This window comes from Leifsonia sp. NPDC058194 (assembly GCF_042883605.1).
Taxonomy (GTDB): domain Bacteria; phylum Actinomycetota; class Actinomycetes; order Actinomycetales; family Microbacteriaceae; genus Leifsonia.
This window is the reverse complement of sequence record NZ_JBHVVL010000004.1, coordinates 269,612-291,362: the sequence shown is the minus strand read 5'-3', so window position 1 is coordinate 291,362 and position 21,751 is coordinate 269,612. Positions and strand designations below refer to the sequence as shown.

Genomic DNA, 21,751 nt, shown 5'->3' with positions numbered 1-21,751 from the left:
CTCACGGGTAGCCGAGGAACCACAGCAGGATCAGCGCGACCGGCTGCAACGCGACCCCCACGGCGAACACGATGGTCCGGGCGCGCGGGCTGTGGGTGAGCCCGCGGGCGCCTCCGAGCGGCGCGAGCGGCAGCAGGAGCCGGAACAGGCTCTGCTGCGGCAGGAAGACGGCGACGAGGTAGAGCCCGTAGCTCGCCGAGTACGCCACGACCTCCGTGCCCAGTGCGCGCACGCCGGGACGCCGCAGCAGCCAGACGAACCCGGCGATGGCGGCGACCACCAGGAGGACCCCGGCGACGCCGGCGTACTTCCAGGTGAAGAGGAACCAGGGCGTCAGCGGCACGAACGACACGTGCCCCACGAATCCGGTCCACCAGGAGAGCTCGGTCGAGACGTAGGCGTCGGGCGTCCCGGTCGCCTGCGAGGCGACGAGCGGCCAGGCCAGCCCGGCCACGGCGGTGATCGCTCCGGCGGCGAGGACGGCGATGCGCTCGCGGAGGCCGAAGACGTCCGTGCCCCTCCTGTTCTGGATCAGGCGGACGACGAAGACGACCGCCAGGGCGAGCGGGATCGCCAGCGCGCCCGGTTTCGCGAACGCCGCGGCGACGGTGAAGGGGATCACCAGCCAGTAGCGCCGCCGGATCATCGCGAGGAGCGCCGCGAACATCAGGAAGAAGAACATGCTCTCGGCGTAGGTGATCTGCAGCACGAACGAGAGCGGGCCGAAGCAGAAGAAGACCGTGGCCCACAACGCGGAGACCGTGCCGCCCCTGGCGTGCACGATGCGGAACAGGACGAGAGCCGCTGCGGCACCGAACAGCGTCGCGACGGCGACGCCGGCCGGAGCGAACGGGAGGCCGGTCACCGCCATCAGCCCGCGGACGACGACCGGGTAGAGCGGCAGGAAGGCCCACGGGTTCTGCTGCACGTCTCCGCCGCCGTCGACCGGAAGCGTCGTGGGATACCCGCCGGTGGCGATCCGCTGGTAGAACGAGCCGTCCCACGACGACGAGAAGGTGAAGAAGGTCGGATCGTGCCGGGAGCTGGCGAACGACCAGTGCCCGACCGTGGCCGCGACGTAGAGGGACAGCATGAAGACCGTCGTGAGGATCCGCGAGGAGGCGTAGACGATCAGGGTCGCGCCCCACCACGGGAGGTCGCGGCCGGCCAGCCGCACCCGGTCTCCGCGTACGCGCGTCCCGGCTCCCGGCGTGGGCGCTGTGGTCGTGATTCCCGCTGACATGCTCAGCCGGATCCTACTCCGGGTGATCCTGTCCGGGTCCGAGGGATGGGATCCTGTACATGTGAACCTACTCACCGACCCCTCCTCCGCTCCGCTGGGCCCCGGAGCGCCGGTGCTCGCCGTCGACGTCGGCGGCACGGACATGAAGGCCGCCCTGATCGATGCGGAGGGCCGGATCGTCGAGATCGTGCGCCGGCCGACCCCGCACGCAGGCGACCGCACGGCGGACGCGGTCGTCGACGCGGTCGTCGCGATCGCCGACGGATTCCGCACGGCCCACCCGGGGACCTCCCCGGCGGCGCTCGGGCTCCTGGTGCCCGGGCATGTGGACGACGAGCGCGGCGTGGGGGTCTTCGCCGAGAACCTCGGCTGGCGCGAGTACCCCTTCCGCGACCGTGCAGCGGCAGCGCTCGGGGTGCCGGTGTCGTTCAGCCACGATGTGCGCGGCGCCGGGCAGGCGGAGAAGCGGCTGGGCGCGGCCGCCCCGTACCGGGACGTCGTGTTCATGGCGATCGGCACGGGGATCGCCGGTGCCGTCTTCCTGGACGGCCGGCTCCTCGTCGGCGGCGGCCTGGTCGGCGAGATGGGCCACTCCCGCGTGGCGGACGGCCCGCTCTGTGCCTGCGGCGGCCTCGGCTGCCTGGAGGCGGTGGCCTCCGCCGCGTCCATCGCGCGCCGGTACAACGCGTCCACCGGCGCGACGGTGCCCGGAGCGCGCGAGGTGCTCGAGCGCGCGGAGGCGAGAGACCCCGCTGCCGTCGCCGTGTGGGAGAGCGCCCTCGACGCCCTCGCGCTCGACATCTCGCACACGGTGGCGCTGCTGTCGCCCGAGGCCGTCGTGATCGGCGGCGGACTCTCCCAGGCGGGCGACGCGCTGTTCGTCCCGCTCGCGGAACGCCTCGAGGGCATCCTCACCTTCCAGCGCCGCCCCGCGCTCCTGCCGGCCAGCATCGGAGAGAACGCGGGGGTCATCGGCGCGGCTCTCCGTGCGCGGGATCTGCTCGACGCGGCGGTGCCGCAGCCCGTGGCCTGACGAGAGGGCGGACGACGGTATCGTCGATGGGATGACCGCGCATGTGATCCATTCGGCCCGTCTCGTCAGCGACGGCCGCGTCGCCCACAACGCCTGGGTCCGGTTCGAGGGCGGAACGATCGCCGCGACCGGGACCGGCGAGGACTGGCGTGCCGGGGTCGCCGGCAGCGATCAGGTGCCGATCACCGACGCCGACGGCGCGTGGCTCACGCCGGGCTTCGTCGACATCCACGGCCACGGCGGCGCCACCGCCAGCTTCGACGACGGTGCCGAGAGCATCCGCCGCGCACTCGACCTGCATCTGCGGCACGGCACGACCCGCGCGGTCGTCTCGCTGGTCACGGCTCCGGTCGGGCGGCTCGCCGCGAGCGTCCGGGAGATCGCTGCGCTCACCCGCACGGACGCCCGGGTGCTCGGCTCGCACCTCGAGGGCCCGTTCCTCGACGTCGGGCACAAGGGTGCGCACGAACCGGGCCTGCTGCGCCCGGCGACGCGCGATGACATCGACCTGCTGCTGGAGGCCGCCGCGGGAACGCTGCGGCAGATCACCCTCGCTCCGGAGCTGCCGGGCGGGATGGACGCGGTGCGCGCGTTCAGCGACGCCGGAGTCGCGGTCGCCGTCGGTCACACGGCCGCCGACTACGCCCAGACGATGGAGGCGTTCGCGGCCGGGGCGAGCATCCTCACCCACGCGTACAACGGGATGGACGGCGTGCACCATCGCGCTCCCGGCCCGGTCGCGGCCGCGACCAGGACCCCCGGGGTGACGCTGGAAGTCATCAACGACGGGGTGCATGTGCATCCCGAGGTCGTCCGCATGCTGTTCGCCGCGGCTCCGGGACGCATCGCGCTGATCACCGATGCGATGGCCGCGGCGGGTGCCGACGACGGCGACTACCTGCTCGGCTCGCTCGCCGTCCAGGTGCGCGACGGCGTGGCCCGCCTCGCCGAGGGAGGGTCGATCGCCGGCTCCACGCTGACCCTCGACGACGCTCTCCGCCGCGCGGTCCAGGACGTCGGCGTCACCGTGGAGGACGCCGTGCGGGCGCTCACCGAGAGTCCGGCGGCGGCCGTGGGTCGCGGCCACGATCTGGGTCGGCTCGCGCCGGGATACGCCGCGGACGCGGTCCTGCTCGACGACGACCTCCGCATCCTGCAGGTCTTCGCGGAGGGCGTGCCCGTCGAGCGCTGAGCTCAGCCGGTGTCCCGGGGCCGGATCCGTGGGTACGGATCCGGCCCTCGAGGATCCCCTCGACGAGGTCGATCGGCGTTCGGGTCGTCGGTCGTCCTCGTGTCGTGCCGGTTCGGGTCCGGCACGGGCGTGGCGGTACGCCCCCTGTGCGGCGGCCACGTCTTGAGAGACCGCGTCTCCCCGATTCCATGACGCGGGTTCGCCGGAATTTTTTCGACGTCCTCGCGGAGGGCGCCTCCACAGCGGTTTTGCGGGCGGCATACGAGAGAATCATGGGATGTCCGACGCCTCCGCCCTCTCCGACATCGACCTCGTCGAGGCGACGCGCGCGGGCGACCGGGACGCCTTCGCCGAGCTCTGGCGGCGGCACGCCCGCGCCGGCCTGACCGTCGCTCGGGCGCACAGCGACCTCGACGCCGACGACCTGGTGGCCGAGGCCTACGCCAAGATCTACCAGGCGATCGCGAACGGCCACGGCCCGACCTCCGGGTTCCGCGCCTACCTCTTCACCACGGTGCGCAGCGTTGCGGCCTCGTGGGGCCGCCGCTCGCGGGAGTCCCCCATCGACGATGCCGACGCGCTGGAGGATCCGGCGTCGAGCGAGGCCGCCGGGCTCGAGGCTCTGGACCGCTCCCTCACGGCGAACGCCTTCCGCAGCCTTCCCACGCGCTGGCAGGAGGTGCTCTGGTACTGCGAGGTCGAGCGGATGAAGCCGGCCGACGTCGCACCCTTGCTCGGGATGTCGGCGAACGCTGTCGCCGCGCTCGCCTATCGCGCGCGCGAAGGTCTGCGTCAGGCGTGGATCCAGGCACATCTGGCCGCGGTGCCGGAGGGCTCCGACTGCCGGTGGACCACCGAGCGGCTGGGCTCGTACGCGCGCAACGGACTCGGCAAACGCGAGACCGCGAAGGTCGAGGCGCACCTGCTCGACTGCGCACGCTGCACCATCGTCGCCGCCGAGGCGAAGGACGTCGGGTCGCGGATCGCCCTGGTGCTCCTCCCCCTCGTCGCCGGGGTGGGCGGCGCCACCGCCTACACCGCGTGGATGCAGGATGGCGCGCACACGGTTCCCTACGCGTTGGGCGCCGCGGGCGCGGCGATGCCGGCGGCCGCGACGAGCGGTGCGGGAACGACGGTCGTGGGAGCAACGGGTGCAGCGGGATCGGGCGCTGCCGGCTCCGCAGGTTCCGGCGCGGCTTCCGGCGGATCGGCGGGTGGCGGATCGGCGGGCGGCGCGGGCGCGAGTGCCGCCACCGTCGTCTCCATCGCGGTCGGCGGAGTGCTCGTGGCCGCCGCGGTCGCCGCCGCCTTCGTCCTCGGCCCCGCACTGTTCGCGCCCACTCCGGCTCCGACCAGCGCCGCCGTCGCCGACCCGTCGACGCCGCTCGCGCCGGGGGCGGCCACGCCGGCGGCTCCGTCCGCGCCCGCCGCACCGCCTGCTGCCGCACCGCCCGTTCCCCCGTCTCCGCCGGCATCGGACGCGCCACCGGCCACCCCGAACGCGACAGCCCCCACGGCACCGCGAGCGGACGCACCCACGACGCCGACCGAGCCCACGACGCCGACCGAGCCCATCACGCCGACCGACCCCACGACGCCGACCGCACCACGGCCGCAGGCCCCCGTCCTCTCGGGCGCCTTCCCCGCCGACGGCTTCACCACCAACGCCCTGGCGCTGGACGCCTCGGGCACCGGAGCCCCCGGCGCCTCCCTCGCCGTGACGGCGGCCCCGTCCGGCACCTCGGGCCGCCTGGCATCCCCTGCCGTGACGGTCTCGCTCGGAGCCGCGACGGTGGACCGGACCGGCTCGTGGGGTCTGGCGCTCGACCTGGCCGCACTCGCCGATGGGAGCTGGGCGGTGTCGTTCGCGCAGACCACGGCGGACGGGACGTCGGACCCGGTCACGCGCACGCTGCTCGTCGACCGCACCGCACTCCCCCCTGTCATCGACACCGTCGACACCGGATCCGGAGAGATCGCGGGCTACGCGGCACCCATCACCTCCGGCACGGCGGAGCCGGGTGCTTCGGTCGACGTCTCCGACGGCGACCGGCTGCTGACGACCGTCACGGCCGCCGCCGACGGATCGTGGACCACTTCCGAACTGGTGTCCGCCGGGCGTTCGTTCGCACTCAGCGCCCGCCAGACGGACGCACTGGGCAACGTCTCGGAACCGTCCGCCGCCGTATCGGGAACCGTCCTGGCGCCCTCCGTGACCGCCACGTCGTCGGTCATGACCATCGCGATGACCGCGTACGGCCGGCCCGGCTCACGCCTTCTCCTCTACATGGACGGTCAGACGACGGACCAGTGGCTGGACACGGCGGCGGACGGCACCGCCGCGCAGACGTACCTCTGGACCGGTGCGCCCGGAGTGCACCGCCTCGGCTTCGGCTACGACTTCGGCGCCCGTCACGGGATCGTGATGGACGCCCCCGTCACGCTGCCGGGTCTGCTGTGACGGACATCCGCCCGACGATCAGCACGAGCACGAGCGAGACCGCCAGCAGCACGATGTAGAGCACCGGCAGCAGCATCAGCCCGCCGGCGTCGAACACCAGCGAGCCGAGCAGGGCGCCGCCGCCGATCCCGATGTTGAACGAGGTCGTGTACAGGGCGCTGGCCGTGTCGCGGAAGGCCGCGGACGACGTGTGCAGCAGTCGGGTCTGCAGCAGCGGCGGCAGGGCTCCGAAGGCCAGCCCCCACAGCACGAAGGCGATCATCGCGAGCACCGGCTGCCCGGCGAAGGCCGCGAGACCCGCCACCGCCGCCCCGGTCACGACGAGGGCGAGCAGGAGGCCGAACTGCGGTCGCGGGCCGAGGACCGATCCCGCCAGCACCAGGCCGACCGCTCCCGCGATCCCGTAGATGAAGAGCAGCGCGCCCACATCCCCCGCGGCGACGCCCATGGGCCCGGTGAGGAAGGGCACGACGAACGTGTAGAACGAGTAGTGCCCGATCATCGTCACAGCGGCGATGAGGCACACCATGATCACCGCCGAGATCGTGCGGTCCCGGGGGCGGGGGACGCTGCGGTCCCGGCGTCCGCCGGTGTCCTCGTCGCGCTCGACGGAGGGCAGCAGCCGCCAGACCAGCAGGGCGCCGACGAACATCAGCCCCGCGAGGATCCCGAACGAGAGACGCCAGCCGAAGACGTGCCCGGCGAAGGTGCCGAGGGGCACGCCGAACACGAACGCGAGCGTCCCGCCGCCGAGGGTGATCGAGACGGCGCGGCCGATCTGCTCCTTGGGAACGAGATGGCCCGCGTACGCGCCGACGATCGACCAGAACATGCCGTGGGCGATGCCGCCGAGGATGCGGGACGCGACCACCCAGGCGTAGTCGGGCGAGAAAGCGGTGAGCAGGTTCGAGAGCCCGAGCACCACGAGCACGCCGACGATCATCCCGTGCCGCGGCCAGCGCTTGGTGAGCGCGGTGAGCGGGGTGCTGGTGACGACGACGGTGAAGGCGAAGACGGTGACGAGGAGGCCGATCTGCGCCTCGCTCACGCCGAGGGAGGCGCTCATGTCGGGCAGGAGCCCGGTCGGGATCATCTCGCTCGTGACCGAGAGGAACACGGCGGCGGCGAGGGCCAGGAGGCCCACCCAGGGGAACTTCGGAACGGTTGCCAGAGGCGACGTTGAAGAGGCAGTCATGACGGTGCTGTCCAACGAACGGCGTTCCCCGCCCAGTCCGGCCGGTCGAGCGGCGATGAGGGCGATCCTCGCTGGAGGACGAGCGGGTCGACTACGCGCTGATGTGCGCGCCCAGGGCCGCGCGGGAACCGCCGACCGCGGACGAGTCTACCGGAGCGAGGCGAGGATCGCCTCGGTGGTCTCGATCTCGATGAGCGGCGCGTAGAGGGCCATGGCGTCGAGGGCACGGCGGTGGTCCGTGTCGGATGCCCCGGCGCAGGCGTCGGACGCCACCCGCACCCGGATGCCCGCATCGGCGGCCGGCAGGGCCGTCGAGAGCACGCAGCAGTCGGTGGAGACGCCGGCGAGCACGATCTCGTCGGCGTCGCCGATCGCCTCCCGGAGCCCCGGCCCCCATTTGCCGAACGTCGTCTCGGTGACCACCCGATGACCGGTGTCCCGGAAGGCGGGCACGAGGTCGTAGAGCGCGTCGTCCGGCGGCACGAGGGCGAACGGCCACTCCTCGTAGTAGCGGACCCAGGCGCCGTCCGGCCGCGCGGGCGCCGTGAACCGGGTGAAGACCGCACGCTCGCCGAAGGCCTGCAGCAACCTCGCGACACCCGTCTCCGCATCGGCGAACCGCGGCGCGCACCAGCCGCTCGCCGGATCCGCGAACACCTGCTGCAGGTCGATCGCGACCAGCACGGGAGCCGTCACCTCTCCTCCTGCGCCCGGATCGACCGGCGGGAGAAGAGCGCCGTGCCGGCGAACCCGACGACCAGCGCGACCAGGACCCCGAGGTTGGCGAACGCCCAGTCGCCCTGCGTCCCGCCGAGGCCGAGGGGACCGAGCAGATAGCCCTGCCAGCCCAGCCAGGGGGCCGCGCTGTTCGTCACGAGGCCCCACCCGACGCCGGTGCCCACGACGATGAGCGCGATCGGCAGCCAGCGGACGGAGCCGTACTGGCCGCGCGGATCGTAGAGGTCGGCCTCCGTGTAGTCCCGGCGGCGCAGCGCGATGTCGGCGACGAAGATGCCGCACCAGGCGGCGATCGGGACGCCGAGCGTGATCAGGAAGCCCTGGAACGGCACCAGGAAGTCGCCGGCGAAGAACACGACGTAGATCGCACCCGCCGTCATGATCACCCCGTCGATCCCGGCCGCGACGTACCGGGGGACGCGCACCCCGACGCTCAGGAGCGCGAGACCGGAGGAGTAGATGTCGAGCACCGCCCCGCCCACCAGGCCCAGCACGGCCACGATCACGAACGGCACCAGGAACCACGTGGGCAGGAGCGACGCGAGCGCGCCGATCGGGTCCGCTGCGATCTTCTCGGACAGCGACGGCGACGAGCCGGCCAGCAGGATCCCGAAGACCAGCAGGATCACCGGGGCCAACGACGAGCCGAACGTGGTCCATCCCACGACCCCGCCGCTGCGCGTGGAGCGGGGCAGGTACCGCGAGTAGTCCGCCGCCGCGTTCACCCAGCCGAGGCCGAACCCCGTCAGCATGAAGACGAAGCCGCCGACCACGTGCGGCACATCGCCGGCGGGGAGCGCGCCGACCGCGCGGAGGTCGATGTGCCCGAGCACAAGCGCGATGTAGAAGAGCGTCAGCACTCCCGTGACGATCGTGATGACCATCTGCATGCGCATGATCAGGTGGAACCCGATCACGCCGCCCACGACGACGAGGGCGACGACCACGATGAGCGCCACGATCTTCGTAGCGACGCCGCCCTCCCAGCCGAGCCGCTCGAACACGGTCGCCGTCGCGAGCACCGCCAGCGCCGTGAGCACGGTCTCCCAGCCGACGGTGAGCAGCCAGGAGAGCAGCGAGGGGACGCGGTTGCCGCGCACTCCGAAGACGGCCCGGCTGAGGACCATCGTGGGCGCCGAGCCGCGTTTCCCGGCGAGCGCGATCACGCCGCAGAGCAGGAAGGAGGCGATGATCCCCACCACCCCGACGAGGGTCGCCTGCCAGAACGAGATGGCGAAGCCCAGCAGGAACGAGCCGTAGCTGAGTCCGAAGACGGAGACGTTCGCTCCGAACCACGGCCAGAAGAGACCGCTCGCGCGCCCTTTCCGCTCGCTCTCGTCGATCGTGTTCAGCCCGTTGAGCTCGACGCCGAACGTCGAAGCGGGTGCGGGAGGGGAGGCGGGCGCCGTCTCGGGCGCGTCCTCGCCGGTGCTGGTCATGCACCGATCCAAGTGCACGCGCCGCGGCCCGTCAACACTCCCGGGGCGTCGCGGACGCCCGGCGGACGACGGCGCTCCCGCAGGACGATATCCTGAGCCGATGACCGCGACCCCCGAGACCCCCGGCCAGGCCAACCACTGGGTGCTGACCTTCAGCTGCGCCGACCGACCGGGGATCGTGCACGCCGTCAGCGGGGCGATCGTGTCCGCCCGGGGCAACATCACCGAGAGCCAGCAGTTCGCGAGCCTCGACACCGGCCGCTTCTTCATGCGGCTCCAGGTGGAGTCGGGCGCGAGCCGTGACGAGTTCGAGAGCGCCCTCGCGCCCGTCGTCGAGCGGTTCGGGATGACCCACCGCGTCGACTACGTCGGCCGCCCCTTGCGCACCCTCGTGCTCGCCTCGACGGCCGCGCACTGCCTCAACGACCTCCTCTTCCGGCAGCGCGCGGGGCAGCTCCCCGTCGAGATCCCGCTCGTCCTCTCCAATCACGGCACACTGCGCGACCTCGCGGGCTTCTACGGCGTCCCGTTCGAATCGCAGCCGGTGACCGATGCGGCGTCGAAGGCGGCGTTCGAGGAGCGCGTGCTCGCCGCCGTCGAGGAGCACGACATCGAACTCGTCGTCCTGGCCCGCTACATGCAGATCCTCTCGCCCGGACTGTGCGAGGCGCTCAGCGGTCGCGCCATCAACATCCACCATTCCTTCCTTCCCGGCTTCAAGGGCGCCAACCCCTACCGGCAGGCGCACGCGCGCGGGGTCAAGCTCATCGGTGCGACCGCGCACTTCGTGACCAGCGACCTCGACGAAGGGCCGATCATCGAGCAGAACGTCGTGCGCGTCGACCACGCCCAGACCGTCCAGCAGCTCGTCGCGATCGGTCAGGACGAGGAGAGCCGCACGCTCACCCAGGCGGTCAAATGGTTCGCCGAGGACCGCGTGCTGCTCGACGGCGCCCGGACCATCATCTTCCGCTGACGCCGGTCGGTAGAATGGCGCGGTGACTCCCGTGCAAGACCAGCAGGCCGCCCTCCGGATCGGACCCAACGACATCCTCCGGTTCGTCCTCGAGCTGTTCGCCGTCGTCACGCTCGGCATCTGGGGGTTCCTCGCCTGGCCGCTGCCGTGGAACATCGTGTTCGGCATCGCGACGCCGGCCGTCGCCATCCTGCTCTGGGCGCTCTTCCGCTCCCCCAAGGCCGTCCTGCACGTCGACGCCTTCGTGAAGGCCCTGGTCGAGGTGCTCGTGATGGGTGCGGCGGCGTTCGCCTGGTGGGATCTCGGTCAGCCGGTCGTGGCCATCGTCTTCGCCGTGATCGCGACCGTCAGCGGCGTGATCAACGGACGACGCGAGTTCTCGTGAGCACGCTCGTCGTCCACGACGCCCGCAAGATCGATGCGGACGGGCTGGTCGACGAGTTCTGGCTGGTCGCCGAGGGCGGCACGATCGTCGCGACCGGCTCCGGCACCGGGTGGCACGAGGCGGCCCGGGCGCCGGGCGCGACGGCGATCGACGCAGGCGGGCACTGGCTGACCCCCGGCTTCATCGACCTGCACTGCCACGGCGGCGGCGGGCACCCGTACGACGACGGGCCGGAGGAGATGCTGGCCGCGCTCGCGACGCATCGCGCGCACGGCACGACGCGCTCCCTCGTCTCGCATGTCGCGAACCCGCTGGCCTCGCTGCGCGAGAGCCTGTCGATCGTCGCCGATCTCGCGCACGCGGACCCTCTCGTGCTCGGCTCGCATCTCGAGGGCCCGTTCCTCGCCGTGGAGCGTCGGGGCGCGCACGACGCCGCGTTCCTGCGCGAGCCGGGGCCTGCGGCCGTGGAGGAGCTCATCGGTGCCGCGCGGGGGACGCTCCGCACGGCCACCATCGCCCCGGAGCTTCCGAACGCCCTCGAGTCGATCGGCGTGCTGATCGAGGCGGGCGTCGTGGTCGGCGTCGGCCACACCGCCGCCGACTACGACCAGGCGGCGCGTGCGTTCGAGGTCGGCGCGCGCCTGCTCACGCATGCGTTCAATGCCATGAACGGCATCCACCACCGCGCCCCGGGTCCGGTGATGGCGGCCATCGACAACCCCGAGGTGACCCTGGAGCTCATCCTCGACGGCCTCCACGTGCATCCGTCCGTCGCCCGTCTGCTGTTCACCACCGCCCCGGGACGCGTCGCGCTGGTGACCGACGCGATGGCCGCAGCGGGAGCCTCCGACGGCGACTACCGCCTCGGCGGTCTGAACGTGACCGTCCGGGACGGGCTCGCCGTGCTGTCGGGCACGTCGACCATCGCCGGCTCGACCCTGACGCAGGACGCCGCGCTTCGCATCGCCGTCGCCCAGGTGGGCCTCGACCCCGTGCACGCGGTCACCGCGCTCACGCACACGCCCGCGAAGGTCCTCGGCGAGGACCACCGCCTCGGGCGCCTGCGCCCCGGATACGCCGCGGACGCGGTCGTACTCGACCACGAATGGCACGTGCGCACCGTCGTCGCCGACGGCCGCCTCCTGAGCTGACCGGTCGGGACGAGGCCTCCTCGGGCCCTACAGCGTCTGCCAGGCGGGCTTGTTCGCGTAGGCGTAGCGGTAGTAGTCGAGGTTGCGCAGGCCCGAGGCCGCCGCTTCGTCGACCAGGACCGTCACGTGCGGGTGGAGCTGGATGGCCGAGCCCGGGTTCGAGGCCGAAACGGGACCCTCCACCGCACCGGCCAGGGCCTCCGCCTTGCCCTCGCCGAAGGCCAGGAGGAGCAGGTGCCGTGCCTTGAGGATCGTGGAGAGCCCCTGCGTGATGCAGTGCATGGGCACGTCGTCCTCGGAGTCGAAGAAGCGGGCGTTGTCCTTGCGGGTCTGCTCGGTCAGCGTCTTCACGCGCGTGATCGAGGCGAAGGAGGAGCCCGGCTCGTTGAAGCCGATGTGCCCGTCCGTGCCGATCCCGAGGATCTGCACGTCGACCCCGCCCGATTCGGTGATCGCCTTCTCGTAGTCCGCACCGGCGTGCTCGATCGTCTCCCGCGCCCCGTTGGGCACGTGGATGAGCGACGGCGTGAGGCCGAGCGGCTCGACGACCTCGCGGTGGATGACGGAGCGGTACGACTCCGGGTGACCGGCCGGCAGGCCGACGTACTCGTCGAGCGCGTAGCCGCGCACGTGCGAGACGTCCACGCCGCGCTCCGGGATCAGTGCGGCGAGCGCCCGGTAGACGGGCAGCGGGGTCGAGCCGGTCGCGAGTCCCAGCACCGCGTCCGGCTTGCCGGAGATCAGGTCGACGATGCTCTGCGCGGCCAGGGCGCCCGCGGCGGCCTGATCCTTGACGACGACGACTTCAGCCATTCGTTCCTCCTACGATCGCGGCCCCGAGGGCGGCGATGGGTGATCCTGGTGGGACGAGGCGCACGCGCTTCGGCAGCGCGAGCGAGGCCAGGAACGGGGATGTCCGCCCCCAGACCTCGAGCACCTCGTGGACATCGCCCAGCAGCCGCTCGCCCAGGTGACTCAGGCCGCCACCGATCACCACGGTGTCGACGTCGACGGTCAGCACCAGGACGCGCACTGCGGCAGCGATGCCCTCGGCCAGCCTAGCCGTGATCGCCTGCGCTCCGGAGTCGCCCGCCGCCGCGGCCGCGAAGAGGGAGCGTGCCGGCAGCGGGTCGTCGGTGCGCCACTGGCGCGCGATGCCCGATCCGCTGGCGACCGTCTCAAGGCAGCCGCGCTGCCCGCACGCGCAGACCGCACCGGAGGGGTCGATCGGGATGTGCCCGATCTCGCCGGCGATCCCGGAGGATCCGCGCCAGAGCCGGCCGTCGACCACGATGCCGGCGGCCATCCCGGTGCCGAGGTTGAGGTAGGCCATCGTCCCGTCGAGTCCGAGCACGTCGTAGGCGCCGAGGGCGGCGGCCTTGACGTCGTTCTCGACGCGCACAGTGACTCCGAGGCGGTCGGCGAGCTCGCCGCCGAGCGGCAGCCGGTCGACGCCGAGGTTGACGGCATGCGCGACCTCTCCCGACGCCGGATCGACGAGGCCGGGGATCCCGATGCCGATCGATGCGAACCCGGGCGCCGCGATGCCCGTGAGCTCGCCGATGCGCGAGACGGCCGTGAGCGCCGTCTCGACCACGGCCTCGCGGCCGAACCCCGTTGCCAGGCGGATGCGGTGAGCGAGGACTCCCGTGTCGTCGACGGCGACCGCGTCGGTCTTGGTTCCGCCGATGTCGATCCCGAGTCTCATGAGCCGCGGAGGAAGAGGTCGAGGAGGGCGCGCCCGAGCAGCCGGGAGGCGCCGAACGTCGCGACGTCGGCGTAGCGGCGGTCGTCGCCGGGCCAGCCCATGTCGACGACGAGCACGTCGCCGCCCGCGGCACGGAGCCGGTCGATCGCCGTGCGCGCGAACGCGTGCCGGTGGTTGTCCTTGCCGATCACGATCACGGGACCGGCGGGCAGTTCCGCCGGGGAGTCGGCTTCGGTGAGGACGACGGCCGGGCGCGCGCGGAAGGTCGCGGCGGCATCGTCGGTCGCGCCCGTGGCGATCTCGGCGAACGGTCCCCAGGGAGCGGTGCCGACGGCGATGTTCGCGACGGTGTCGAGCCGGACGACGGCGGCGTCCGGCTGACCCGATCGAAGCCACTCACGCGCGGCCGGAGTCATCTCGAAGGCGGGGATGACGGAGTCGGCTTCGTCCGCGTCGAGCGGCGCGAGGGCGTCCGGCACACGCGCACCGGCGGTGTCCGGTGACGATTCTGCGCGCACGTCCGCGGCGAGCCGCAGGACGCGGGCCGCCGCTTCCTCGACGCGCGTCGCGTCGAGCCGGCCGGCGTCGATCGCGCACGCCACGGCGGCCACGATGTCCGTCAGCTGCTGGTCGGTGTTCTCCGTGCCGAGGCACAGCAGGTCGCAGCCGGCGGCGAGCGCGAGCACGGCGGCCTCCGGGATGCCCCGCTCGCCGCTCGCGCCGAGCATGTCGAGCGCATCGGTGACGACGACGCCGTCGAACCCGAGCTCTCCGCGCAGCATCCCCTCGATGATCGGGGCGCTGAAGGTCGCGGGAAGGGCCGCGTCGAGCTGCGGCAGGAGGATGTGCGAGGTCATCACCGATCGTGTGCCCGCTGCGACGGCCGCCTGGAAGGGCAGCAGCTCACGGCGGCGCAACTCGGCGACGGACGAGTCGACCACGGGAAGCGCGAGGTGCGAGTCCTGGGCCGTGTCCCCGTGTCCGGGGAAGTGCTTCGCACACGCGGCGACGCCGGCCGACTGGAGTCCTCGCACCCAGGCGGCCCCGTGCTCGGCCACCACCTCCGGCGCGGTGCCGAAGCTGCGCACGCCGATCACCGGGTTGTCGGGGTTGGAGTTGATGTCGACGTCCGGTGCGAAATCGAGGTTCACCCCGACGGCGCGCAGTTCGGTCCCGACGCGGCGTGCGACGCTCTCGGTGCGCCCGGCGTCGCCGAGTCGCCCGAGCACTGCGTTGCCCGGGTAGGGCGAGCCCGTCGCGTAGTGCAGCCGGGTGACGTCACCGCCCTCCTCGTCGATCGCGACGATCGCATCGGGGTTGGCCGCGTAGATCGCGTCCGTCAGCGCGCGCAGCTGCTCGGCCGAGACGATGTTCGGCCCGAACACGCACACGCCGCCCAGCCCGTCACGCAGCCGCCGTGCCAGCCAGTCCGGCAGCGTGGTGCCGACGAACCCGGGGAGCAGGGTCGCGGCGATGCTGCGGGAGAGGCGGGGGTCGATGAGGCGGGGTTCGGCGGCGGCCGTGCCGGTCACCCCTTCACCGCCCCGCTGACGAGTCCGCTGGTCATCCGTCCCTGCACGATGAGGAAGAAGATGATCACCGGGACGGCGACGAGCGTCGACGCCGCCATGACCTGGCCCCAGTCGGTCGCGCGGGAGGCCGACTGCTGGATGAATCCGCGCAGCCACAGCGGCAGCGTCTGGCTGCTGTTCTCCTGCAGGATGACGAGGGCCACCGTGAACTCGTTCCACGCCTGGAGGAACGCGTAGACGCCGGAGGCGACGAGTCCCGGGGCGAGCAGCGGGAAGGTGATCCGCAGGAACGCCTGGGTGCGGCTCAGACCGTCGACCATCGCCGCCTCTTCGAGGTCCGCCGGGATGCCGGCGACGAAGCCGCGCAGCATCCAGATCGTGAAGGGCACGACGGCGGCGATGTAGAGGATGCTGACGCCGATCACCGAGTTGAGCAGGCCGAGGCTCCCCATCAGCTTGTACTGGGCGATGAAGAGCCCTTCGGCGGGCAGCATCTGGATGAGCAGCACGGCGAGCACGAACGAGGTGCGGCCGCGGAACCGGAACCGGCTGATCGCGAGGGCGGCCAGGAACGCGAAGGCGAGGCACACGACGACCGTGATCAGGGCGATCGTGAGGCTCATCCCGAGCGCCGGGAAGAACGTCCCGCCGTCGATCACGGCCGTGAAGTTGTCGAAGGATCCGCCGAAGGGCAGCCAGGTCGGGTTGCTGTTCTGCAGCACCACGTTCGGCAGGAGGGACGAGTTGACCATCCAGTAGACCGGGAACACCCAGATCAGCGCCAGGACGACGGCGACGACGCCGAGCACGACGCGGGAGGGGCGCACCGTCTGGCGCAGCTTGCGGGCGGGTGCCGCGGGGGCGGCGGTGGCGGATGCGGTGGATGCGGTGGTCACGACTCGTCCTCCTTGATCAGCGAGCGGACGTAGAACCAGCTGAGGGCGACGGTCAGGATGAGGACGAACACCGAGACGGCGCTGGCCATCGCGAAGTCGCTCGACCCGACGCCGAGCTGGTAGATGTAGGTGCCGAGCAGGTTGGTCTCGCTGGCGATGGAGCCTTTGTCCTGCAGGAGCTTGATCTGGGTGAAGACGCGCAGGTCCCAGATGATCTGCAGCAGCAGCACGATCCCGAGCACGGGACGGATCATCGGCAGGATGATGTAGCGCAGGCGCTGGAAGCCGCGGGCCCCGTCCATCTGGGCGGCCTCCAGCACCTCGCCGGAGACCTGGGTCAGGCCGGCGTAGACGGAGAAGGCGACGAACGGGACGCTCATCCAGACCACGATGATCATGGCGACGAAGAAGAACGAGAGCGGGTTCTGCAGCCAGTTGTGGCCCTGGAAGTCGAGGCCCCAGGAGCTCAAGACGTTGTTGACGAGGCCGCGCCGCCAGTCGAAGAGCCAGTTCCAGACGGTCATGGCGGCGACGACGGGCATGGCCCAGGCGAGCAGGAGGGCGATCTGGAGGATGACGCGCACGACCGCGTGCACGCCGGTCATCAGCAGGGCGAGTCCGACGCCGATGATCACGGTCACGGCGGCGGTGACGAGGCAGAACGCGATCGAACGGCCGACGACGATCCACATGTAGGGGTCGGAGAACAGGGTGACGTAGTTCTCGAACCAGACGAACGGGGCGGGCTGGCCGAACTGCTGCGCGAGGCCGAAGTGCTGCATCGAGGTGATGATCTGCCACACGATCGGGTAGCCGAGGGCGAGCAGCAGGATGGCGATGGCCGGCAGCAGGAGCATGTAGGGCGCGAGCTGGCGCTTGCGGGGGCGGGGTGCGCCCGGCTTCGGGGGGCGCGCCGGACGGGCCGGGCGGCCGGTCGCAGCGGGGGTCTGCTGGGTGGTGGTCACGTCGGTCCTCCTTCCGAGAATCATGGGGGCAGGAGCGAGGGCGCGGAAGGGGTGCCTTCCGCGCCCTCACCTGCTAGGTGTTGCGAGGGTGAACGACTAGTTCTTCTCGTTGAGGAGAGCGTCGATCTTGGTGTTGTACTCCTGGGCGAGAGCCTTCAGGTCGGACGCGTCGCGGATCTTGGAGAAGAACTCCTCCATGACGTTCGCCGCCTCGACCTTGGCCCAGCCCGGCGCCGCCGGGGTGAGCTTCGAGTTGGATGCGGACTCGATGAGCGCCTTCGCGAACTGGTCGTCGCCGAGCGAGGACATGTAGTCCGAGTTCGCCGGGCCCAGGCCGTTCTTGCCGAGCATCTCCTGGTACTCCTTCGAGAAGATGATCTTCAGGAGGGTCTTGGACAGGCCCGGGTTCTTCGTCTTGGCCGAGATGCCGATGTTCGAGCCGCCGGCGAAGACCGGAGCGGGCTTGCCGTCGTTGCCCGGCAGGACGAAGGTGCCGAAGGTCTGGTCGTTCCAGGTGCGGACCGGCTTGCCGTCCTTCTGGGACAGGTCGCCGATCGACCAGTGCGCCCAGCCCGGAGCCATGATCGTCGCCGCGGCGAGCGACGTGTCGCCCGACTTGTTGCCGTCGGCGTCGAGCGTCTGGTCGCTGTCGTTCAGGTAGATGTACTGGTTCGAGTCCTTGGCGTCGTTCGGCGCCTTGGATGCGTTCTTGTAGATGTCCTGAAGCTGCTGCAGACCCTTCAGCGAACCCTCGGAGTCCAGGGTCGCGACCCACTTGTCGCCCTGCTTCTTGGCGATGTCACCGCCGTTGGCGAAGATCCAGGAGATGCCGTCGCGCCAGTCCTGACCGCCGAGGAAGAAGCCGGAGAAGTTCGGGATCGCCTTCGGGTTCTTGGCGGTGATGTCGGCGACGGTGGTGTTGAACTGGTCCAGCGTCGTCGGGACGGTCGCACCGGCGGCCGCGTAGACGTCCTTGCGGTAGAACATGTAGCGCGAGCCGAAGTAGTACGGCAGCGTGTAGTTCTTGCCGTCGACCTTCCCGGCGTCCACGAACGACTGCAGCAGCTTGTCGCCGCCGAGGTCCTTGTACATGTCGGAGACGTCGAGGAAGGCGCCCACGTTGGTGAAGGTCGGCGACTGGGTGTTGCCCATCTCCGTCACGTCGGGCGTGTTGTTGGCGTCCGGGAGCGACGTGGTGAGCTTGGTGACGATGTCGCCCCAGTCCTGCTGCTCGATCTTGAGCGTCGCGCCGGTCTCCTTGTTGAACTCGGTCTTGAGATAGGTGCGCAGCGCATCAGGGGTGTCCGAGCCGACGAGCCACAGGGTGACCGTCTTGCCCTTCCCGTCGGTGCTGGGCGCCGATGATCCGCCGGAGGCGCATCCCGCGAGCACGAGAGCGGAAGCTGTAGCCACAGCGGCGAGGCCGACGAGCTTTCTCTTCATTGCACTGTCCTTTCATAATGATCGGGCTTTGTTCAGGTGGTCAGTGTGTGCGGTTGCCACACCGTGGTGCAGGGGTCGATGGGTGACGAAAGTGCTGTGTTACGAGACCCCGAGCCGTCCGGAGAGGACGAGTACGGCCGCGCCGCGCAGGACGATGTCCTGCCCCTGCGTGGTCATCCGGAGCGCGAGGTCGGCATGGTTCTCGGCCATCGTCCGGCTCCGGAGCGTGTGGATGGTCGCCTCGGCGAGGGGGCCATCGAGAAGGTCCGTCGGACCGCTGAGCACGATCTCCGACAGGTTGAGGGCGCCCACGACGGGGGCGAGGGCGATGCCGAGCCGCTGGCCGGCCTCGCGGAGGGCCGGCGTGACGTCCGCACCGGAGGCCTGGGCTTCGGCGATGCCGTTGCGCAGTTGCGGGACGCTGAGCCAGTGTTCGAGCACCTGGTCGCGGCTGTAGGTGGCCTCGAGGCCGAGGTCCGTCCCGACCATGACCTGACCGATCTCGCCCGCGGCGAAATGGCTGCCGTAGACGAGGGCGCCTGCGACGATCAATCCGGCGCCGATGCCGTGGCCGATGCGGATGAGCATGAGGTCGCCTGCCGCACCGCCGTAGCTGTGCTCGGCGAGGACGGCGGCGTTGGCGTCGTTGGCGACGATCACGGGGAGGCCGGTGCGGGCCTGGAGCTCTTCCTGGAGTCGCAGCCCGTTCCAGCCGAGGTTCGGCGCGGTGAGGATGGTGCCCGCGAGGTCGACGACGCCGGGCGATCCGACGCCGATGCCGAGGATCGGCGCGGACGCGAGGCGGACGAGGTCGTCGACGAGCTGCTGCACCTTCGCGGTGGCGGCCTCTCCGACGGCTCCTTCCAGAGGAACCTCCGCGGACGCGAGGATGGCGCCGTCGAGGTCCATCACAGCCCCCCGGAAGCGGTCGTGGTCGCTGAGGTCCACCCCGACGATCTGATGCGCGGTCCGGTTGATGTCGAGGAGCACCGCGGGCTTGCCCGGTCGCGCGGACTCGCGCTGGCCGAGTTCGACGACGAGCCCTTCGCCGATCAGCTCGGCGACCAGGTCAGACACCGTCACGCGTGTGAGGCCGGTCTCGCGGGCGATGTCGGCGCGGCTGAGCTCCCCCGAGCGGTACAGGGTCTGCAGGACGAGCGATCGGTTGTGGCTGCGGGCGTGCTCCGGCAGGACCTTGGCACGCGGTCGGAGCGCCCGCCCGGGGACGAGCGCCGCGCCGGTGACGCCGGCACCGGTCGCGCCGGTCGCGGTGCCGGCGACGGTCGCACCGTGCACGGCCACGACGCTCGGGACCACGGTCGCATCGGCGGCGATGGGAGCGGCGGTAGCGGCTTCCATTCCCTGCGTCTTCGTCGTGGTCATGTTTGTTAGTAAAGCTTACGAACAAAAGAATTGCAAGCAGTTCTTCCGACGGAATTCACGTGCCGTTCTCTCGCCCTCGAACTTGCCTGCAATCAGTTAACCCGGTTAACTGATTGCCATGTCCGCTCTCGCCCCCGCGACCCGCACGGTCCTCGCACTGCTCGAGGCGGACGTCGCCGGGGACTGGACGCTCGCCGGGCTGGCCGCTCTCGTCCACCTCTCCCCGTCGCAGCTCAACCGCGTCTTCGTGGCCGACACCGGCCGCACGCCCCTCGTCCGGCTGCACGAGCTTCGCGCCGAGCGCATGGCGGAACTGCTGCGCACGACCTCGCTGTCCGTCCGGGCGGCCGGTGCCCGGGTCGGCTGGACGGACCCGGGCAATGCGACCAAACGCTTCCATCGGCACTGGGGGATGCTGCCGACGGCGTACCGGCGCATCGTCGGTGGGATACAGTTCCAGCGATGACGGACGAGACGACCGACGACGCTGCAGCGCCGACCGACCGGCCCGCAGCCCCGACCGCCCGCGTTCTGGCCGCGCGCTGGGCCGAGGCCGGTCGCGATCCCGTGTCGATCGAGCTGGTGACCCTCCTGCGCCGCGCGGTGGTGGCGACGACTGCCGGCCCGGACCGCGTCCTGGAGGACCACGGCCTCTCCCGCGGCCAGTTCGACGTGCTCGCCGCCCTGCACCGGGCACCGGCCGGCGATGCGGGCATCACCCAGGCGCAGCTCGCCCAGAGCATGATGGTCAGCCCTCCCGGCATGAAGAAGCGGCTCGACGGCCTGTTCGAACGGCAGGTCATCTCCCGCTCGGTCGACTCCGCCGACGCACGGCGGCTGCTCATCCGCCTCACCCCGGCCGGCCGGCGACTCGTCGAAGACTTCCTGGACGCCTTCTTCGACGCCGAGCACGAGGGTGTACGGCCGCTGCCGGAGGCCGATCGCCCCCGGCTGATCGGCCTCCTGCGCACGCTCGCCGGCGAGGACTGACACCTCAGAACGCCCAGTCCTCGTCCTCCGTCTCGACGGCGGTGCCGATGACGTACGACGATCCCGAGCCGGAGAAGAAGTCGTGGTTCTCGTCGGCGTTCGGCGAGAGGGCGGACAGGATGGCCGGATTCACGGCCGTCGCAGCAGCCGGGAACAGCGCCTCGTACCCCAGGTTCATCAGCGCCTTGTTCGCGTTGTAGGCCAGGAACTTCGTGACGTCCTCCGTGAGCCCGACGCCGTCGTAGAGGTCGGCGGTGTACTCGAGCTCGTTCTCGTAGAGGTCCTGCAGCAGCGAGTACGTGTAGTCCTTCAACTCCTGCCGCTTGCGCTCCTCCACCCGTTCCAGCCCGCGCTGGTACTTGTAGCCGATGTAGTAGCCGTGCACCGCTTCGTCCCGGATGATCAGGCGGATCAGGTCCGCCGTGTTGGTGAGCGTCGCCCGGCTCGAGAAGTACATCGGCAGGTAGAAGCCGGAGTAGAACAGGAACGACTCCAGCAGGGTCGAGGCGACCTTGCGCCTCAGCGGGTCGTCGCCGGTGTAGTAGTCGAGCACGATCCGGGCCTTCTTCTGGAGCGCCGTGTTCTCGGTCGACCAGTCGAACGCGGCATCGATCTCGGGAGTGGAGGCCAGGGTCGAGAAGATCGACGAGTAGCTCTTGGCGTGCACCGACTCCATGAACGCGATGTTCGTGTAGACGGCCTCCTCGTGCGGCGTCAGTGAGTCCGGGATGAGCGAGACCGCGCCGACCGTGCCCTGGATCGTGTCGAGCAGGGTCAACCCCGTGAACACCCGCATCGTCAGGGTCTGCTGCTCCGGCGAGAGCGCGGCCCACGATTGCACGTCCCCGGACAGCGGGACCTTCTCGGGCAGCCAGAAGTTCGCCGTCAGCCGGTTCCACACCTCCACGTCCTTCTCGTCCTCCACACGGTTCCAGTTGATCGCGTCGACGCGCCGGATGAGCGCGACCTTCTCTGTCATGGTTCTCCTCGCTGCTTCTGGTGTTTCGTATGCTTCGTGCGA

At 71.1% G+C, this 21,751-nt stretch carries 20 protein-coding genes; 8 read left to right on the top strand and 12 right to left on the bottom strand.

Annotated elements, in window-relative coordinates; genetic code table 11:
- Nucleotide 1: 1 nt before the first annotated feature.
- Nucleotides 2-1,243 (bottom strand): hypothetical protein, encoded by a 1,242-nt coding sequence (locus ACFVU2_RS16300; protein WP_387876362.1) that lies wholly within the window; start codon nucleotides 1,241-1,243, stop codon nucleotides 2-4.
- Nucleotides 1,244-1,304: 61 nt separating this feature from the next.
- Here ACFVU2_RS16300 and ACFVU2_RS16295 point away from each other — a divergent pair, with 61 nt between their 5' ends.
- From ACFVU2_RS16295 to ACFVU2_RS16285, 3 genes are all read left to right on the top strand, one after another.
- A complete protein-coding gene (locus ACFVU2_RS16295) occupies nucleotides 1,305-2,276 on the top strand; it encodes an ROK family protein (RefSeq protein WP_387876359.1) in 972 nt (323 codons plus the stop codon).
- Nucleotides 2,277-2,307: 31 nt separating this feature from the next.
- The gene (gene nagA, locus ACFVU2_RS16290) at nucleotides 2,308-3,468 is read left to right on the top strand and encodes an N-acetylglucosamine-6-phosphate deacetylase (protein ID WP_387876357.1); all 1,161 of its coding nucleotides are present in this window, start codon (nucleotides 2,308-2,310) and stop codon (nucleotides 3,466-3,468) included.
- A gap of 277 nt (nucleotides 3,469-3,745) precedes the next feature.
- Entirely contained in the window at nucleotides 3,746-5,929 is a 2,184-nt protein-coding gene (locus ACFVU2_RS16285) for a sigma-70 family RNA polymerase sigma factor (protein WP_387876355.1), read from the top strand.
- On the opposite strand, the gene ACFVU2_RS16280 is transcribed toward ACFVU2_RS16285, so the two are convergent.
- The 3 genes from ACFVU2_RS16280 to ACFVU2_RS16270 all read right to left on the bottom strand — a co-directional run bounded on the left by ACFVU2_RS16280 (nucleotide 5,907) and on the right by ACFVU2_RS16270 (nucleotide 9,301).
- Nucleotides 5,907-7,124, bottom strand: coding sequence for an MFS transporter (locus ACFVU2_RS16280; protein ID WP_387876353.1), 1,218 nt, complete (start codon nucleotides 7,122-7,124; stop codon nucleotides 5,907-5,909). The two genes, ACFVU2_RS16285 and ACFVU2_RS16280, sit on opposite strands and share 23 nt — an antisense overlap.
- Nucleotides 7,125-7,271: 147 nt before the next feature.
- Nucleotides 7,272-7,820 carry a cysteine hydrolase family protein gene (locus ACFVU2_RS16275; protein ID WP_387876350.1) on the bottom strand — a complete coding sequence of 183 codons (549 nt, stop codon included), beginning with the start codon at nucleotides 7,818-7,820 and terminating at the stop codon, nucleotides 7,272-7,274.
- The gene (locus tag ACFVU2_RS16270) at nucleotides 7,817-9,301 is read right to left on the bottom strand and encodes a purine-cytosine permease family protein (protein WP_387876348.1); all 1,485 of its coding nucleotides are present in this window, start codon (nucleotides 9,299-9,301) and stop codon (nucleotides 7,817-7,819) included. The genes ACFVU2_RS16275 and ACFVU2_RS16270 overlap by 4 nt, the downstream gene beginning before the upstream one ends.
- Nucleotides 9,302-9,401: 100 nt before the next feature.
- On the opposite strand from ACFVU2_RS16270, the gene purU reads away from it, so the two are divergent.
- From purU to nagA (ACFVU2_RS16255), 3 genes are read left to right on the top strand one after another with little or no spacing between them, the layout of a single operon-like run.
- On the top strand, nucleotides 9,402-10,277 hold the full coding sequence (purU, locus tag ACFVU2_RS16265; RefSeq protein WP_387876345.1) for a formyltetrahydrofolate deformylase: 876 nt from the start codon (nucleotides 9,402-9,404) through the stop codon (nucleotides 10,275-10,277).
- A 22-nt stretch (nucleotides 10,278-10,299) separates the two neighbouring features.
- Complete coding sequence (locus ACFVU2_RS16260) at nucleotides 10,300-10,662, top strand: YrdB family protein (protein ID WP_387876343.1); 363 nt, start codon at nucleotides 10,300-10,302, stop codon at nucleotides 10,660-10,662.
- Nucleotides 10,659-11,813: an N-acetylglucosamine-6-phosphate deacetylase gene (nagA, locus tag ACFVU2_RS16255; protein ID WP_387876340.1), complete on the top strand. Its 1,155-nt coding sequence runs from the start codon at nucleotides 10,659-10,661 to the stop codon at nucleotides 11,811-11,813. Before ACFVU2_RS16260 ends, nagA (ACFVU2_RS16255) begins: the two co-directional genes overlap by 4 nt.
- A 27-nt stretch (nucleotides 11,814-11,840) precedes the next feature.
- Here the strand turns inward: nagA (ACFVU2_RS16255) and nagB are convergent, their stop codons facing one another.
- The 7 genes from nagB to ACFVU2_RS16220 all read right to left on the bottom strand — a co-directional run bounded on the left by nagB (nucleotide 11,841) and on the right by ACFVU2_RS16220 (nucleotide 19,740).
- Complete coding sequence (nagB, locus tag ACFVU2_RS16250) at nucleotides 11,841-12,626, bottom strand: glucosamine-6-phosphate deaminase (RefSeq protein WP_387876338.1); 786 nt, start codon at nucleotides 12,624-12,626, stop codon at nucleotides 11,841-11,843.
- Nucleotides 12,619-13,521: an ROK family protein gene (locus ACFVU2_RS16245; RefSeq protein WP_387876336.1), complete on the bottom strand. Its 903-nt coding sequence runs from the start codon at nucleotides 13,519-13,521 to the stop codon at nucleotides 12,619-12,621. Before ACFVU2_RS16245 ends, nagB begins: the two co-directional genes overlap by 8 nt.
- Nucleotides 13,518-15,053, bottom strand: a complete 1,536-nt coding sequence (locus tag ACFVU2_RS16240) for a glycoside hydrolase family 3 protein (RefSeq protein WP_387876334.1) — start codon at nucleotides 15,051-15,053, stop codon at nucleotides 13,518-13,520. Before ACFVU2_RS16240 ends, ACFVU2_RS16245 begins: the two co-directional genes overlap by 4 nt.
- Nucleotides 15,050-15,949, bottom strand: coding sequence for a carbohydrate ABC transporter permease (locus ACFVU2_RS16235; protein ID WP_387876331.1), 900 nt, complete (start codon nucleotides 15,947-15,949; stop codon nucleotides 15,050-15,052). The genes ACFVU2_RS16240 and ACFVU2_RS16235 overlap by 4 nt, the downstream gene beginning before the upstream one ends.
- Nucleotides 15,946-16,914 carry a carbohydrate ABC transporter permease gene (locus ACFVU2_RS16230; protein WP_387876330.1) on the bottom strand — a complete coding sequence of 323 codons (969 nt, stop codon included), beginning with the start codon at nucleotides 16,912-16,914 and terminating at the stop codon, nucleotides 15,946-15,948. The genes ACFVU2_RS16235 and ACFVU2_RS16230 overlap by 4 nt, the downstream gene beginning before the upstream one ends.
- Before the next feature lie 96 nt (nucleotides 16,915-17,010).
- Nucleotides 17,011-18,357, bottom strand: a complete 1,347-nt coding sequence (locus ACFVU2_RS16225) for an extracellular solute-binding protein (protein WP_387876329.1) — start codon at nucleotides 18,355-18,357, stop codon at nucleotides 17,011-17,013.
- A gap of 99 nt (nucleotides 18,358-18,456) precedes the next feature.
- Nucleotides 18,457-19,740, bottom strand: coding sequence for an ROK family protein (locus ACFVU2_RS16220; RefSeq protein ID WP_387876327.1), 1,284 nt, complete (start codon nucleotides 19,738-19,740; stop codon nucleotides 18,457-18,459).
- A 118-nt stretch (nucleotides 19,741-19,858) separates the two neighbouring features.
- Here ACFVU2_RS16220 and ACFVU2_RS16215 point away from each other — a divergent pair, with 118 nt between their 5' ends.
- Entirely contained in the window at nucleotides 19,859-20,206 is a 348-nt protein-coding gene (locus ACFVU2_RS16215; protein ID WP_387876325.1) for a helix-turn-helix domain-containing protein, read from the top strand.
- A complete protein-coding gene (locus ACFVU2_RS16210; RefSeq protein ID WP_387876322.1) occupies nucleotides 20,203-20,730 on the top strand; it encodes a MarR family winged helix-turn-helix transcriptional regulator in 528 nt (175 codons plus the stop codon). Before ACFVU2_RS16215 ends, ACFVU2_RS16210 begins: the two co-directional genes overlap by 4 nt.
- 4 nt (nucleotides 20,731-20,734) lie before the next feature.
- Here ACFVU2_RS16210 and nrdF read toward each other — a convergent pair whose 3' ends face one another.
- Entirely contained in the window at nucleotides 20,735-21,709 is a 975-nt protein-coding gene (gene nrdF, locus ACFVU2_RS16205; RefSeq protein ID WP_387876320.1) for a class 1b ribonucleoside-diphosphate reductase subunit beta, read from the bottom strand.
- Nucleotides 21,710-21,751 lie beyond the last annotated feature (42 nt).

Coding starts and splice junctions, on each gene's coding strand:
- ACFVU2_RS16300 (WP_387876362.1), bottom strand. CDS start 1,243: ATGTCAGCGGGAATCACGACCACAGCGCCCACGCCGGGAGCCGGGACG.
- nagA (WP_387876357.1), top strand. CDS start 2,308: ATGACCGCGCATGTGATCCATTCGGCCCGTCTCGTCAGCGACGGCCGC.
- ACFVU2_RS16285 (WP_387876355.1), top strand. CDS start 3,746: ATGTCCGACGCCTCCGCCCTCTCCGACATCGACCTCGTCGAGGCGACG.
- ACFVU2_RS16280 (WP_387876353.1), bottom strand. CDS start 7,124: ATGACTGCCTCTTCAACGTCGCCTCTGGCAACCGTTCCGAAGTTCCCC.
- ACFVU2_RS16270 (WP_387876348.1), bottom strand. CDS start 9,301: ATGACCAGCACCGGCGAGGACGCGCCCGAGACGGCGCCCGCCTCCCCT.
- purU (WP_387876345.1), top strand. CDS start 9,402: ATGACCGCGACCCCCGAGACCCCCGGCCAGGCCAACCACTGGGTGCTG.
- nagB (WP_387876338.1), bottom strand. CDS start 12,626: ATGGCTGAAGTCGTCGTCGTCAAGGATCAGGCCGCCGCGGGCGCCCTG.
- ACFVU2_RS16245 (WP_387876336.1), bottom strand. CDS start 13,521: ATGAGACTCGGGATCGACATCGGCGGAACCAAGACCGACGCGGTCGCC.
- ACFVU2_RS16225 (WP_387876329.1), bottom strand. CDS start 18,357: ATGAAGAGAAAGCTCGTCGGCCTCGCCGCTGTGGCTACAGCTTCCGCT.
- ACFVU2_RS16220 (WP_387876327.1), bottom strand. CDS start 19,740: ATGACCACGACGAAGACGCAGGGAATGGAAGCCGCTACCGCCGCTCCC.
- ACFVU2_RS16215 (WP_387876325.1), top strand. CDS start 19,859: ATGTCCGCTCTCGCCCCCGCGACCCGCACGGTCCTCGCACTGCTCGAG.
- ACFVU2_RS16210 (WP_387876322.1), top strand. CDS start 20,203: ATGACGGACGAGACGACCGACGACGCTGCAGCGCCGACCGACCGGCCC.
- nrdF (WP_387876320.1), bottom strand. CDS start 21,709: ATGACAGAGAAGGTCGCGCTCATCCGGCGCGTCGACGCGATCAACTGG.